Source organism: Streptomyces sp. NBC_00223 (genome assembly GCF_036199905.1).
GTDB lineage: Bacteria > Actinomycetota > Actinomycetes > Streptomycetales > Streptomycetaceae > Actinacidiphila.
This window is the reverse complement of sequence record NZ_CP108109.1, coordinates 4,624,979-4,637,755: the sequence shown is the minus strand read 5'-3', so window position 1 is coordinate 4,637,755 and position 12,777 is coordinate 4,624,979. Positions and strand designations below refer to the sequence as shown.

At 71.9% G+C, this 12,777-nt stretch carries 17 protein-coding genes; 4 read left to right on the top strand and 13 right to left on the bottom strand.

Annotated elements, in window-relative coordinates; all coding sequences use genetic code 11:
- Positions 1-100: 100 nt before the first annotated feature.
- The 5 genes from OHA30_RS19575 to OHA30_RS19555 all read right to left on the bottom strand — a co-directional run bounded on the left by OHA30_RS19575 (position 101) and on the right by OHA30_RS19555 (position 4,383).
- Entirely contained in the window at positions 101-664 is a 564-nt protein-coding gene (locus OHA30_RS19575; protein ID WP_328915156.1) for an FABP family protein, read from the bottom strand.
- A 199-nt stretch (positions 665-863) separates the two neighbouring features.
- Positions 864-1,799, bottom strand: coding sequence for a hypothetical protein (locus OHA30_RS19570; protein WP_328915155.1), 936 nt, complete (start codon positions 1,797-1,799; stop codon positions 864-866).
- Positions 1,799-2,590, bottom strand: a complete 792-nt coding sequence (locus OHA30_RS19565) for a hypothetical protein (protein ID WP_328915154.1) — start codon at positions 2,588-2,590, stop codon at positions 1,799-1,801. The genes OHA30_RS19570 and OHA30_RS19565 overlap by 1 nt, the downstream gene beginning before the upstream one ends.
- A gap of 113 nt (positions 2,591-2,703) precedes the next feature.
- Positions 2,704-3,609: a hypothetical protein gene (locus tag OHA30_RS19560; RefSeq protein ID WP_328915153.1), complete on the bottom strand. Its 906-nt coding sequence runs from the start codon at positions 3,607-3,609 to the stop codon at positions 2,704-2,706.
- Positions 3,610-3,636: 27 nt separating this feature from the next.
- On the bottom strand, positions 3,637-4,383 hold the full coding sequence (locus OHA30_RS19555; RefSeq protein WP_328915152.1) for a hypothetical protein: 747 nt from the start codon (positions 4,381-4,383) through the stop codon (positions 3,637-3,639).
- Between the two features lie 93 nt (positions 4,384-4,476).
- Here OHA30_RS19555 and OHA30_RS19550 point away from each other — a divergent pair, with 93 nt between their 5' ends.
- Positions 4,477-4,839 (top strand): DsrE family protein, encoded by a 363-nt coding sequence (locus tag OHA30_RS19550; RefSeq protein WP_328915151.1) that lies wholly within the window; start codon positions 4,477-4,479, stop codon positions 4,837-4,839.
- An 18-nt stretch (positions 4,840-4,857) separates the two neighbouring features.
- On the opposite strand, the gene OHA30_RS19545 is transcribed toward OHA30_RS19550, so the two are convergent.
- From OHA30_RS19545 to OHA30_RS19515, 8 genes are all read right to left on the bottom strand, one after another.
- Positions 4,858-5,259: a DUF3099 domain-containing protein gene (locus OHA30_RS19545; protein WP_328915150.1), complete on the bottom strand. Its 402-nt coding sequence runs from the start codon at positions 5,257-5,259 to the stop codon at positions 4,858-4,860.
- Between the two features lie 163 nt (positions 5,260-5,422).
- Positions 5,423-5,713, bottom strand: a complete 291-nt coding sequence (locus OHA30_RS19540) for a DUF1416 domain-containing protein (protein ID WP_328915149.1) — start codon at positions 5,711-5,713, stop codon at positions 5,423-5,425.
- Between the two features lie 20 nt (positions 5,714-5,733).
- Complete coding sequence (locus tag OHA30_RS19535; protein ID WP_328915148.1) at positions 5,734-6,570, bottom strand: sulfurtransferase; 837 nt, start codon at positions 6,568-6,570, stop codon at positions 5,734-5,736.
- 147 nt (positions 6,571-6,717) lie between these two features.
- Positions 6,718-6,798 carry a putative leader peptide gene (locus OHA30_RS34040; protein WP_405786077.1) on the bottom strand — a complete coding sequence of 27 codons (81 nt, stop codon included), beginning with the start codon at positions 6,796-6,798 and terminating at the stop codon, positions 6,718-6,720.
- Positions 6,799-6,968: 170 nt separating this feature from the next.
- Positions 6,969-7,664, bottom strand: coding sequence for an LmeA family phospholipid-binding protein (locus tag OHA30_RS19530; protein ID WP_328915147.1), 696 nt, complete (start codon positions 7,662-7,664; stop codon positions 6,969-6,971).
- A gap of 163 nt (positions 7,665-7,827) precedes the next feature.
- Positions 7,828-9,426 (bottom strand): hypothetical protein, encoded by a 1,599-nt coding sequence (locus OHA30_RS19525; protein WP_328915146.1) that lies wholly within the window; start codon positions 9,424-9,426, stop codon positions 7,828-7,830.
- A 2-nt stretch (positions 9,427-9,428) separates the two neighbouring features.
- Entirely contained in the window at positions 9,429-9,713 is a 285-nt protein-coding gene (locus OHA30_RS19520) for a MoaD/ThiS family protein (RefSeq protein ID WP_328915145.1), read from the bottom strand.
- Positions 9,714-9,836: 123 nt separating this feature from the next.
- Positions 9,837-10,697 (bottom strand): alpha/beta hydrolase, encoded by an 861-nt coding sequence (locus OHA30_RS19515; protein WP_405785543.1) that lies wholly within the window; start codon positions 10,695-10,697, stop codon positions 9,837-9,839.
- A 55-nt stretch (positions 10,698-10,752) separates the two neighbouring features.
- Here OHA30_RS19515 and OHA30_RS19510 point away from each other — a divergent pair, with 55 nt between their 5' ends.
- Genes OHA30_RS19510 through OHA30_RS19500 form a run of 3 tightly spaced genes read left to right on the top strand, consistent with a single transcriptional unit; the run spans position 10,753 to position 12,753 of the window.
- The gene (locus OHA30_RS19510) at positions 10,753-10,893 is read left to right on the top strand and encodes a hypothetical protein (protein ID WP_328915144.1); all 141 of its coding nucleotides are present in this window, start codon (positions 10,753-10,755) and stop codon (positions 10,891-10,893) included.
- The gene (locus tag OHA30_RS19505) at positions 10,890-11,684 is read left to right on the top strand and encodes a response regulator transcription factor (protein ID WP_328915143.1); all 795 of its coding nucleotides are present in this window, start codon (positions 10,890-10,892) and stop codon (positions 11,682-11,684) included. Before OHA30_RS19510 ends, OHA30_RS19505 begins: the two co-directional genes overlap by 4 nt.
- Positions 11,685-11,727: 43 nt before the next feature.
- Positions 11,728-12,753 carry a LacI family DNA-binding transcriptional regulator gene (locus OHA30_RS19500; protein WP_328915142.1) on the top strand — a complete coding sequence of 342 codons (1,026 nt, stop codon included), beginning with the start codon at positions 11,728-11,730 and terminating at the stop codon, positions 12,751-12,753.
- Positions 12,754-12,777: the final 24 nt, after the last annotated feature.

The following is a 12,777-nucleotide window of genomic DNA, read 5'->3' as shown; positions in this document are numbered from 1 at the left end:
CACCAGAGGGAGGCCCGGACGCCGGCCGGAGCGACACACCACCGGCCGACAGACCGCCGGCCGACCCCCGTCGACCCCGGCCCCTGGAGGACGACCCGGCTCACTTGAAGAACGCGATCCCGTCGTCCGGCAGGTCCTTGAGGTCCGCGACCCACTCGCGCGGATCCACCACCCGCTTCAGATGCGCCGACATGTACGCCCGCAGCGGCACCGACGGCGTGGCCTTCTCGCCGACCCACATCAGATCGCCGTTCACATACCCGTAGAGCCGCTTGCCGCCGGTGTACTCGGGGGCGACGGACAGCCGGGCCACCGCGTCGGTGACGAGGTCGACCTGCGGCTTGCCCTCGGCCAGTTCGCCGGTCCAGATCTCGACGACACCCTCGTCACGGGTGGTCGTCACATCGACCTTGCGCTCGTCGTCGATCCGCCAGTAGCCGCTCTCGGTCTCCAGCGGCCGTACCTTCTCGCCCTTCTCGTCCAGCACCCAGGTGTGCGAGGCGTACTCCAGGAACGGCCGGCCGTCGTGCGAGAAGGTGACCTCCTGCCCGAAATTGCACTTCTCCGCGCCCGGGAAGTCATGGACGCCCGCACCCGTCCAGCGGCCGAGCAGGAAGGCCAGGGGTACGAGCGAGGGGTGCAGGTCGGAAGGGATCTCGATCATGTCAGCGCTGGCCCTGGTAGAGCTTCTTCACCGCGTAGAGCGTGAACGCGGCGACGCCCAGGCAGATCAGGACGAGCAGGGCGTCGAAATAGTACTGAATCTGCACGGACGTGCTCCTCGGGCGGCGGACGATCAGGGCCGCGCACGAGTCTAGTGCGCGGCCCCGGCGGCGGCGCGGGCAGGCGCCGTGACGTGCGGCTCAGCCCAGCAGCTGGGCCTGGAGTCCGACCGTCTGGCGGAACGGCACCTCCGCCACGGACCCCTTCCGGGTCTGTACCACGAGGGCGACCGTGTCGCCGTAGTAGATGTACGCGTAACGGGCCGCCGTGGGCCCGTACGGCGGCCGCTCGCCGAATGCCTTCACCGCCTCGAACCGTACGGTCTTGTCCGGCTCGCTGTCCTTCGCGACCCGCGGCCGCAGCGCCTCCAGATTGCTCGTGTACGAGTCGACGTAGCCCACGCTGATGAACTGCAGCAGGTAGATGTCCGTCCTGGTGCCGTCCGGCGTTGTCCAGGACCGCGCCGCGATGTGCCGCAGACCGTCCTTCCTGAGCAGTTCCACCTGGTTCTCGACGAGATCGGGGTCGCCGATGTCGTAGAGGTCCACGAAGGCGGCCGGCGACAGCCAGCCCTCCTTGCCCGGGACCGCGGGGTCGGCCTCGGTCCCCACCGGTGGGGGCAGCAGCAGCGACCGTACGTCGGCGTAGTGCCGCCCGGCGAGGTTGGCGTCGGCCAGCGGGCGCGGCCTTCCCTCGGGGAGCTTCGGGAGCGAGTACGGGGGGTATGTCCAGCGGCCGTCGTCGGGGGTCTTCAGCCCGGGGATTCTGGTGCGCTCGGGCTGCGTCACTGCGTACGCCGTCGCGCCGCCGAGCGCGGCGAAGACCAGGACGGCCGAGGTCCACCGCAACGCGGCCCGCAGCTTCCGCCGCGGCGGCCTGGACCCGGCGACGGGTACGGCCCCGGGCACAGCCCCGGCCTCCGGCTCCGGTACGGCGTCCGGTACGACGGCCTCCTCGGCCACGGCACCCGGTACGGTTTCCGGCTCACGCTCGGCCTCCGACACGGCGACCGGCTCGCGTACGGTTTCCGGCTCGCGTACGGCGTCCGGTGCCGCCTCCGGCTCGATGTCCGGCATCAGACCGCCTCCCCCGGGTCCTGTATCCGGTCCAGCTGCTCGGCCAGCAGCTTGACCGCCTCGTCCTTCTCCAGCGGCACCGTGCCGTTCGCGGTCATCGTCACCATCAGATCGCCCTCGGTGGCCAGGCAGGTCATCGTGTCGAGCTTCTCGCCGGACTCGGTCGGCGGCAGCACACAGGTCGCGTGCGGATGGCCCTTGACCTTCGGCCCGTGGCGGAAGCTGCCCATCGCGTCGGTGAGCTCGCCGAAGAACCGGCTCCCGGCCCGCGCCGCCGCCTTGTTCCTCATCTGCACGATCTCCATCTGCACGACGAGGCCCCCGTCGCGCTCGGTGTACGTGCGCAGGCCGACACCTTCGATGTGCAGTGCGTCGACGGCCGTCTCGACGCGCTTGCGCTGCTTCTTCGGCAGGGCGCTGACATCGCCCTTGACCAGCTTTTCCGCCTGCCCGCCACTCAGCACGACATCGTTGCCGAACTCGTTGACGTCCGGGCCCGGGGTGTAGTGCTCGGGCATCGGAAGAAGCAGCAGGCCGAGGCTGCCGTAGTGGCTGCCGCCGGACTTCACGCCGAAGGCCCTGGTCGCGGTCGGGCTCGGCGGCGTCCACGGAGTGGCGGTGGGGGTGGCCGAGGGCTTGCCGTCCTGGTGCCGGAGCACGGCGTATCCGATGCCGCCGCCCGCGGCGACCACGATCAGCGCGATCGTCACCGCGAGCGCGAGCCCGCGCCGGGAGCGCCGGGCGGCAGGAGCGGAAGCGGGAGCGGCGCCCTCGGCCCCGGTAGGCGGCACCTCCGGGACAGGAACCGCCGGCGGAGGGGGTACCGCCGGCGGAAGAAGCGGAGCCGCGGGCACCTCCGGCACCGGCGGCCCGTCCGGCACGGACGAAGGAGGAGTCTCGTCGGTCACAGCCGCTCCAGTTGCTTCTTCATCACGGACATGACGGTCGAGTACGGCACCGGGTGCGGCGAGTTCACAAACACCTCGACGTAGATGTTGCCGATCTGGGCCAGGCCGCGAGCCTCGTATTCAGGCAGATAGCCGGCTTCCTTGTGCGCCTTGGCCGAGCCCCAAACGTAGCCGCTCGACACGCCCGGGACCGCGTGGCTCGGGCCGTCCTCCGGGTCGTCGTCCGCGAGTTCCTGCTGTTCGATGAAGAATTCCGGGGCGTAGGGCGCGGCCTCGTCCCGGAACTGGGTGAGGCTGACGATGACGTACGCCTTGTGCGGGTCCGTCCACTCCGCGCGGACCCCGCGCTGGTAGTCGTTGGTCGCGAAGGTGCGGAACATGTAGTCGGTGCCGTTGTAGCTGTCCGCGTAGTCGCTCAGCGACATCCAGTCGTGGAACTGCTCCTTGGCGCCCTTGGGGGTGGGCATGAGCAGTTTCAACAGATTGGCCTGGTAGACCACGTCGCGGTCCTGCCCGGCCGGCCGCGCGGGCTCCGGGCCCACACCCTTGGGCTGGGCGAGCATCGGGCCGATCAGCGGCGGCAGCGGAGTCGGCTCGCGGTTCTGCTGGACGCGGTAGCCGAGCCCGCCGCCCGCCAGCACCCCGAGCACCGCGGCGCTCGCGATCAACAGCGTCGTACGTCCCCGCCGTCGCGGCTTGTACGAGGGCAGCGGGGGCGCGTCGGCGGGCACGGGTACGGCTGCGGCATCGGCGTCCGGTACGAGCGCGGGCGTGGGCGCGTCGGCCGGTACGGCCTCTGCCCCGGGCTCCGCAGGAGCCGAAACAGCGGTGGGAACCGGTTCCACCGCGGGCTCAGGGACCGGCTCGCGCTCCGGTTCCGGATCAGGGGTGTCGTGAGACAAGGGGTCACTCCACGGGGTGGGAGGGGGTCAGCGACCCGTGCTCAGCCGCTGGTACTGGGCGTCGAGCAGGTGCTCCAGCAGCGCACTGGACGGGGTCCTGCCGCCGGTCACCGTGATGGTGATGTGCACATCGCCCTGGTACGAGGTGGCCAGCAGGGTGTCCGTGGACTCGGCGGAGCCGGACGCCATGTTGTACGCGCGGGCCGGGAAGCTCCCGTCGAGCGCGATCGTGGCGCCTTGGTAGGACTGTGCGGAGTAGTAGCCGGCGGCCTGGTCCGGCCCGGCGAACCGGACCAGCCGGACGGTGACCTCGGAGACACCGTCGGCGGTCAGATACGTACGGTAGGCGCCGGCCCGGAAGCCGTACGCCGTGAGGGAGCGCTTGGCCGCGGCCTGGTCGGGGGACTGCGCGGCAATGTCGTCGGCGGAGAGCGGGGAGCCGGCCGGTTCGCCGGACACATCGGCTTCCGCGGGCGCGGGCACCAGGAAGAAGCGCAGGTCACCGCTGTGCACACCGTGCTTGACCTGGCCGGTGACGTGCCGGTCGGCCCCGGCGGACGGGGACGCCTCGGCTGCTTCGTCGGAAGGTGCGGGGGACGCCTCGGAGCCCGCGGACGTGCCAGTGCGGGAGGCCGTCGCCGAGGCGTCCGGAGCCCCCGGGGACGAGCCACCGCACGCGGCCACCGCCCCGACCGCCACGGCCACCAGCGCGACCGGACCGGCCGCGGCGGAGAGCAGCCGACCACGCCGGCGTCCGCCGTCGTCGATTCCCAACTGAGCCCCCCCCGGGCACATAAAAGTACGTGCGTGCCATGCACGCGGATCTGTTTTATATCACCACCACAGCGGCCCCTTAGGCTGCTGTCCATGGCGAAGAAGCTTGTGATCAAGGTGACGGCGGGGGCCGACGCACCCGAGCGGTGCTCGCAGGCGTTCACGGTGGCCGCGGTCGCGGTGGCCAGCGGGGTCGAGGTCTCGCTCTGGCTGACCGGCGAGTCCGCGTGGTTCGCGCTGCCGGAACGGGCGGCCGAGTTCGAACTGCCGCACTCCGCGCCGCTGCCCGATCTGCTGGCGGCGGTCCTCGCGGGCGGCCGGGTCACCCTGTGCACCCAGTGCGCGGCCCGCCGCGACATCACGGAGAAGGATGTCATCGACGGGGTGCGGATCGCGGGCGCTCAGCTCTTCGTCAGCGAGATCATGCCGGAGGGCGTCCAGGCCCTCGTCTACTGAGCGCCGGGCGTCCGCCGCCTACTCTCGGCGGTCCTGGCGGCTCCCGCCGTCCAGTTCCGCCCACCAGGCGTCGGACTCCGGGTCCCCGCAACTGTTGAAGGCGCTCGCCTTCCCCAATCGGTGGGGCCTCCCGGACTTGGCCGACCGGGCGGAGTGCCGCTCCCGGCTTCTGGTGGCCCTGCCGTGCGGGGGTTTCGTTTCCGTGTCGTCCGGGGGATCGCGCTGTTCGTCCCACCAGCGGTCCTCGGGGCCGCGCCGGTTCGCCACGATCGCGGCGACCGGCGGGATCACCATCGCCACCAGACACATGCCGATGGCGGCCGGAACCGACCAAATACGCACGACCGCCCACGCCAGGACGAAGAGCACTACGCAAGTGCCCATCATGGCGAAGTACCAGTGACGTCGGCGTGCGTACACAGTTCCAAGGTACGTCCGCCCGGCCGATACCGGAACAGCACGGACGGTTCCGCGGACACCACGCGAGGGCCCGACAACAAGCCCGGCCCCGGACGGCACGGAGGGCCGCACCCCCTTGCGCGGGGTGCGGCCCTCCGTCATCCGTGGGCCGGGGCCGACGGCCTCAGACCGCGATGGCCACCTCGGCCGCGGCGCCCTGCTGGGCCACGACCGTACGGTCCACCGTGGCGCCCGGGACGAGGGCGCGCAGCGTCCAGGTGCCCGGCGCCGCGAAGAAGCGGAACTGTCCGGTCGCCGAGGTGGGCACCTCGGCGGTGAACTCGCCGCCGCCGTCGAGCAGCCGTACGTAGCCGCTGACCGGCTCACCGTCCCGGGTCACCGAACCCTGGATGATCGTCTCGGTCGCCACATTGATTCCTGCCAGGTCGGGCCCGCCGGCCTTCGCTCCACACATGGGGTGTCTACCTTCCTGGTTCAGTTGGCGCCGAGCTCGATCGGGACGCCGACGAGCGAGCCGTACTCGGTCCACGAGCCGTCGTAGTTCTTGACGTTCGGCTGGCCGAGCAGCTCGTGCAGCACGAACCAGGTGAGCGCGGAGCGCTCGCCGATACGGCAGTAGGCGATGGTGTCCTTCGCCAGGTCGACCTGCTCCGCCGCGTAGAGCTCGGTGAGCTCCTCGTCGGACTTGAAGGTGCCGTCGTCGTTGGCGTTCTTCGACCACGGGATGTTGCGCGCGGAGGGCACGTGGCCGGGGCGCTGCGACTGCTCCTGCGGGAGGTGCGCCGGGGCGAGCAGCTTGCCGGAGAACTCGTCGGGCGAACGGACGTCGACCAGGTTCAGGTTGCCGATCGCGGCGACCACGTCGTCGCGGTAGGCGCGGATCGCGTTGTTCTGCGCCTTGGCCTTGTACTCGGTGGCCGCGCGCTCGGGGACGGCCACGACCAGGTCGCGGGAGTCCAGCTCCCACTTCTTGCGGCCGCCGTCGAGGAGCTTCACGGCGTCGTGGCCGTAGAGCTTGAAGTACCAGTACGCGTAGGAGGCGAACCAGTTGTTGTTGCCGCCGTAGAGCACGACGGTGTGGTCGTTGCCGATGCCCTTGGCGGACAGCAGCGCCTCGAAGCCGGCCTGGTCCACGAAGTCACGGCGGACCGGGTCCTGGAGGTCGGTCTTCCAGTCGATACGGACGGCGTTCTTGATGTGGTTCTTCTCGTAGGCCGAGGTGTCCTCGTCCACCTCCACGATGACCACGTTGGGGTCGTCGATGTGGGCCTCGACCCAGTCGGCGTCGACCAGGACGTCACTGCGGCTCATGCTGTTCTCCTCCGGGGCAGTACGGATGTGCGGTGGCGCGGTGTTGCGCGAGTGCGCAACAGTGCGCGGGAAGTGCCGGTACGGCGGGGGCGGGCAGGCGGCGCCGGGGGCCCGGGGCCCGCATCGGCACAGGGGACGCTGCCGCCCCTAGGTCGCGCGACAGAGCATGGCGGCGACGCGGCACAGGTCTACTGCCCGCCGCTTCGTGAGATCCGCCTGTCGCGTCATGGTCCCGATCGTAGGGAAATGAACGGGTGAGTGTCACCGCTGTTTCACATACCGAGACAAGATTGTCCGTATAATGATACGGACATGCGATCGAGGCCGTGTTCCAGCGCCCGCGGGCCTCCCGAACGCATCCGGGGACCACGGCGACTTACGGTACGGACAGGGCCGTCTCAGTTGGCGAGAACCACATTTCTGCCCGCGGCGGCCACGGATATGCCGTCCGGCGTGGCCGTCACCGAGGTGAGCGAGATGTTCGCCGGCATGTGCGAGAGCTGGAGGGTGAAGTCGATCTTCTGCCGCACGTCGTTCTCCAGGCCCAGCTCGGTGAACGCCTTGGGGATCGACTGCGCGCGCAGCCCGATCGTGTCCGGCCCACGCACGGTGACCTGGCTCAGCACGCTCAGCCGCGCGCTCAGGATCTCGCCGGAGAGCTTCACCAGCGGCTTGCCGTTGGCGGCCGTGCCCGCGTAGGAGACCTTGATGCCGTCGGGCGCGGCCTTGGTCAGGTCCTCGTAGGTGAGGAACGCCAGCCCGTCGGCGTTGTCGGCGACCGCCCGGTGGTAGTTGTCGGAGAGCTTCACGCCGTGCAGATCGGCGTGGAAGCTGTCGACGCGCACCTGCTGCCCGCCGTCGCCCGCCGCGATGTCGTTCGCGGAGATCTTCACGTCGTCCAGCTTGCCGGAAAGGGCCTGGGTGAGGAACGGAAAGCCCTCGATCGACACCTTCGGCTTCACCGTCAGGCCCTCGGTGGCCTGGGCCCGCTCGGCGACCTTCTTCTCGGCCACCGACACCGCGATCCGGTCGGCCGCGACGAAGAGACCGCCGAGGATCACCACGACGATCAGGACTATCCGCGCCACTCGCATGCGCCCGCACTCCCCGCTCGTTCCACGTTCGACATCCCCCCAGCCCTGACGGGTGGCGGGGGCGCCACGGTTCCCGGCCCGGCCGATCCGTTGTCCGGGCCGTTGTCCGACCGCGCTGTCCGCGCTGTCCGATGGCGTTCCCCGGGCCGGGCACCGGGTTCGCTCAGTTCAGGGCCGTGCCCAGGATGTAGACGATCGGCGCCGCCGCGGTCAGCGGCAGCGCCACGCCCGCGGTGAAGTGCACGAAGCGGGACGGGAAGTCGTAACTGGCGACCCGCAGGCCGATCACCGCGCACAGCCCGGCGGCCAGGGCGAGCAGCACCCCGTCGAACGAGCCGAAGTCGGTGGCCCCTCCGGTCAGATAGCCGCTGGCGCCCGCCGCCAGCAGTGACAGCACCACCGAGAAGCCTCCGCCGCCGGGCAGCCGCAGGGCGCGGACCACCGTGGCGGCCGCGACCGCGATCACGCCGACCGCCACCGGGTCGCTGCCCGCGTGCGAGGTCGCCGTGGCGAGATAGCCCGCGGCGACCACGGTGAGCAGGGTGGACGCGGAGGTCGCGGTCAGCGAGGAGAGCCGTTCGTCGGCCGAGCCGTGGTGGCGCAGCTGGAGCACGAGGACCAGCAGCAGCCACACACCGAGCGTGCCGAGCAGTACGGCGGGCCCGTGGGAGCCGTCCGCGGCGAGCAGGGCGATGTCGGCGGTCACCCCGGCGAGGAAGGCCAGCACGATGCCCTGCCGGGCGGGCCACATACCGTTGAGCCGGAACCACCCGGCGGCGGTGACGGCCTCAAGCACCACCAGGATCACGGCGAGACCGGGCTTGCCGACCGCGGCGCCGCCCGCCAGCAGCAGCCCGAGGGCGGCGGTGAGGGCCGCGGGCTGGATGCCCGGCGGGATGATCGGCGAGCCGGTCCGGGGAGCGGGGGCGGGCTGCGGCGTCCCGGCCTCGGGCCCGGACGCCTCGGCTTCCCTGACGTCCCGGAACTCCTCCAGCACGGGCAGCAGGGCGGTGTGCTCGTAGGACTGCGGCAGGGCGGTGTGGTCCTGCGTCTGCGGCAGGGCCGTGTGCTCATACGCCCGGGGCTGGGCCTGCTGGGCCTCGTACGCGTGGTCGGGCTGCGCGGCCCACGGGTGGGCGGCGGCCGGCGCCGGGCTCCAGCCGTCCCCGGAGGGCACCGGGGGCGCGTACGGGTCCTGGGCGGACGAGTGCCCCCACGCCTGGGCGTCGGACGGGCCGCCGTAGCCGCCGACGGCTCCGGGCAGCGGGTCGCCGTAACCGCCGGGCGCGCCAGGAGGGTGCTCGCCGTACGTCCGGGGCAAGTGCTCGCCGTGGTTCCCGGGCGGCTCGGGGCGGTAGGCGCCGTCGTCGTAGGGAGCGCCGTAGACATAGTCGCCGGACTGCTGCCCGCCCTGATCGATCCCGTATGCCCGCCGCGGGTCGGCGTAGGGGCCGTCCGGGGCCGGGGTGGGGCCGGGGGTCGTCTCGGCCCTGCCGCGGTGGGAGCCCCCGCCGGGCCCGCCGGGGGCCTGACCGTACGGGCCGGCCGCCGGGTGGCCGGGCCTGTGGCCGGGCCCCTCACCGTAGCCGGGCGCCTGGTCGTACGCCGGGTAGCCGGGGGCCGCCTCGCTCGCGCCGCGGTGGGAGCGGCGGGCGCCGCCCGGGAGGGGGCCCTGCTCCCGGTCCGCGTCCCTCGGCGGGTGGCCGGGGGCCGAGCCGTACTCCTCACCGGCGCCGGAGGCGAAGTCTTCGTGGTTCGTCATGTTCATCCTCCCGCGAACGGTGGGAGGACCTCCACCGTGCCGCCGTCGGGCAGAGGGACCGCGGTGTGGTCGCGGGTGCCGACGGGGTCGCCGTCGATCAGGAAGGAGCAGCGCAGCAGGACGCGGGCGAACTCCGGTTCACGGGCGTGACGGGCACGGGCGGCGGCGAGGGCGTCGGCGAGGTTCGCCGCCCGGTACGGCTCCTCCGCCGTGCCCGCGGCGGCCTTCGCGGCCGCCCAGTAGCGGATCGTGCCCGCCGGGCCCGTGGCCGGGTGGGGTGCAGCCATCGCGCTCCGCTCCGTCCCTCGTCATCGCGTCGTACGCATGTCTCATGTGTCTTGTGTGCTCACGCCGTGCGCCTCGCGTCCTTCGGCGCACGCCGTGCCGGCGTCCATCATGGCCCGTCCGCGTCACCGGGCGGGAACACGGGCGGTCAGCCAGTCGCCGATCCGGCCCAGCAGCGCGGGCTCGGCCGCGTTCTCCGCGTGGCCGAAGCCGCGCTCGATCCACAGCTCCGCGTTGCCCTCCCCCGCCGCGGCGGCCAGCGAGCGCGGATGGTCGAGCGGGAAGTACGTGTCCCGGTCGCCGTGCACGATCAGCAGCGGGGTGGGCGCGATGTACGGCACGGACTCGACCGGCGAGGGCGGCACCGGGTCCCACTCCTCGGGGTCGATACGGGTGCGCAGGCCCAGCCGGGAGACCAGCCGCCCGGTCGGCCGGGTCACCACCCAGTGCAGCCGCCGCATGGGCGCGGTCCCCCGGTAGTACCAGCGCGCGGGAGAGCTGACCGCGACCACGGCGTCGACCGCCTCCGCCGGGGACGTGTCCCCGGCCCCGGGTCGCGGCGGACGTCCGCCGCCCGCCGCCCCGGCGTGCCGCAGCACCACCGAGCCGCCCATCGAGAAGCCGACCGTGGCCACCCGGGCGTACCCCAGCCGCCGCGCCCACCGAACGGCCGCGTCCAAGTCGAGGATTTCCAGGTCACCGACCGTGGACCGGCCGCCGGAGCGGCCGTGGCCGCGGAAGGAGAAGGTCACCACACCGCCGAAGCGGCGGAAGGTCTCCGCCGCGCGCCGCACCGCGGGCCGCTCCAGCGCGCCCGTGAAGCCGTGGGCCAGCACGATCGCCGTCCGGTCGGACCCGCCCTCGGCCGGGCGGTGCTCGGCCTCGATCGGCACCCCGTCGGACGTCAACAACACCGCGCGGTGACCACTCGAAGTGATCGGCGTGACACGCATACGTGTGTCATCGGTCTCGGCAGGGCTGTCCATGTGGGCTATTCTTCCTTGGAACAGGACCTGGGCAATGTCGCCTCCAGGTCCTTTCGTGCTTTCCGGCACACGGTACGTCGTCCTCGCACGGACCGAGGAGGGGTTCACTTTGAGCCAGCTCGACCAGCTCGACCCGATCAGCAAGCGCGCGGTGCGCTGTCCCGCGCAGACCCACGTCGACGGGAGCGTCCGGTGAGTTCTCTCCTGCTTCTGACCAACGCCCTCCAGCCGTCCACCGAGGTACTGCCCGCGCTGGGGCTGCTGCTGCACAGCGTGCGTGTGGCGCCCGCCGAGGGCCCTGCCCTGGTGGACACCCCCGGCGCCGATGTCATCCTGATCGACGGCAGGCGCGATCTGCCGCAGGTGCGCAGCCTGTGCCAACTGCTGCGTTCCACCGGGCCCGGGTGCCCGCTGCTGCTGGTGGTCACCGAGGGCGGGCTCGCCGCGGTGACCGCGGACTGGGGAATCGACGACGTGCTGCTCGACACCGCGGGGCCCGCCGAGGTCGAGGCCCGGCTGCGACTGGCGACCGGACGCCAGCAGATCACCACCGAGGACAGTCCGATGGAGATCCGCAACGGCGACCTGTCGGTCGACGAGGCCACGTACAGCGCGAAGCTCAAGGGCCGGGTGCTCGACCTGACCTTCAAGGAGTTCGAGCTGCTCAAGTACCTCGCGCAGCACCCGGGCAGGGTCTTCACCCGCGCCCAGCTCCTCCAGGAGGTGTGGGGCTACGACTACTTCGGCGGCACCCGCACGGTGGATGTGCACGTCCGGCGGCTGCGGGCCAAGCTCGGCGTGGAGCACGAGTCGCTGATCGGTACGGTACGCAATGTCGGTTATCGGTTCGTGACTCCGGAGAAGGTCGAGCGGGCCGCCGAGGAGGCCGCCAGGAGCGAGGCGGCGCAGGGCCGGGGCGAGCGTCCGGCCGACCGAACAGGCAGTGAACCGACCACTCGTCGCAAATCTGCCGAACAGACCGTATGACGATCTATGTGACGAGCGTTTAGACACGCGTAGACTGCGCGACGTGCCCAAGGTGACGCGTGACGACGTGGCGAGACTGGCGGGGACCTCGACCGCGGTCGTCAGCTACGTCATCAACAACGGACCCCGGCCGGTAGCCCCGGCCACCCGCGAGCGAGTGCTCGCGGCCATCAAGCAGCTCGGCTACCGGCCCGACCGGGTCGCTCAGGCGATGGCCAGCCGCCGTACCGACCTGATCGGCCTGATCGTGCCCGACGCGCGCCAGCCGTTCTTCGCGGAGATGGCGCACGCGGTCGAACAGGCCGCCGCCGAGCGCGGAAAGATGGTGCTGGTCGGCAACTCCGACTACCTCGACGAGCGCGAGGTGCACTATCTGCGGGCCTTCCTCGGCATGCGCGTCTCCGGGCTGATCCTGATCAGCCAGGGCACCAGCGAGAACGCCGCCGCCGAGATCGAGGCGTGGGACGCCCGGGTGGTGCTGCTCCAGGAACGCCCCGAGGGCATCGACGACATCGCGGTCGTCACCGATGACATCGGCGGCGCCCAGCTCGCCACCCGGCATCTGCTGGAGCACGGCCACCCGTACGTCGCCTGCCTCGGCGGCACCGAGACCACCCCGGTGGTCGGCGACCCGGTCACCGACCACGTGGTCGGCTGGCAGCGGGCCATGCAGGAGGCCGGGAAGTCCACGGAGGGGCGGCTCTTCCACGCCCCCTACAACCGTTACGACGCCTACCAGGTCGCGCTCAAGCTGCTCGCGGGCCCCGACCGGCCGCCGGCCATCTTCTGCGCGACCGACGACCAGGCGATCGGCGTCCTGCGGGCCGCCCGAGAACTGCGGCTCGACGTGCCGGGGGAGCTGGCGGTGGCCGGCTTCGACGACGTGAAGGAGGCCGGGCTCTCCGACCCGCCGCTGACCACGGTCGCCTCCGACCGGCAGGCGATGGCCAGGGCGGCGGTGGACGCGGTGCTCGACGACTCGCTGCGGGTACCGGGTTCGCGCCGGGAGCGGCTGCGCACGTTCCCGTCCCGGCTGGTGGTGCGGAACTCCTGCGGGTGCCACTCCTGAGCCGTCCGGGATCGTTTCCGAACG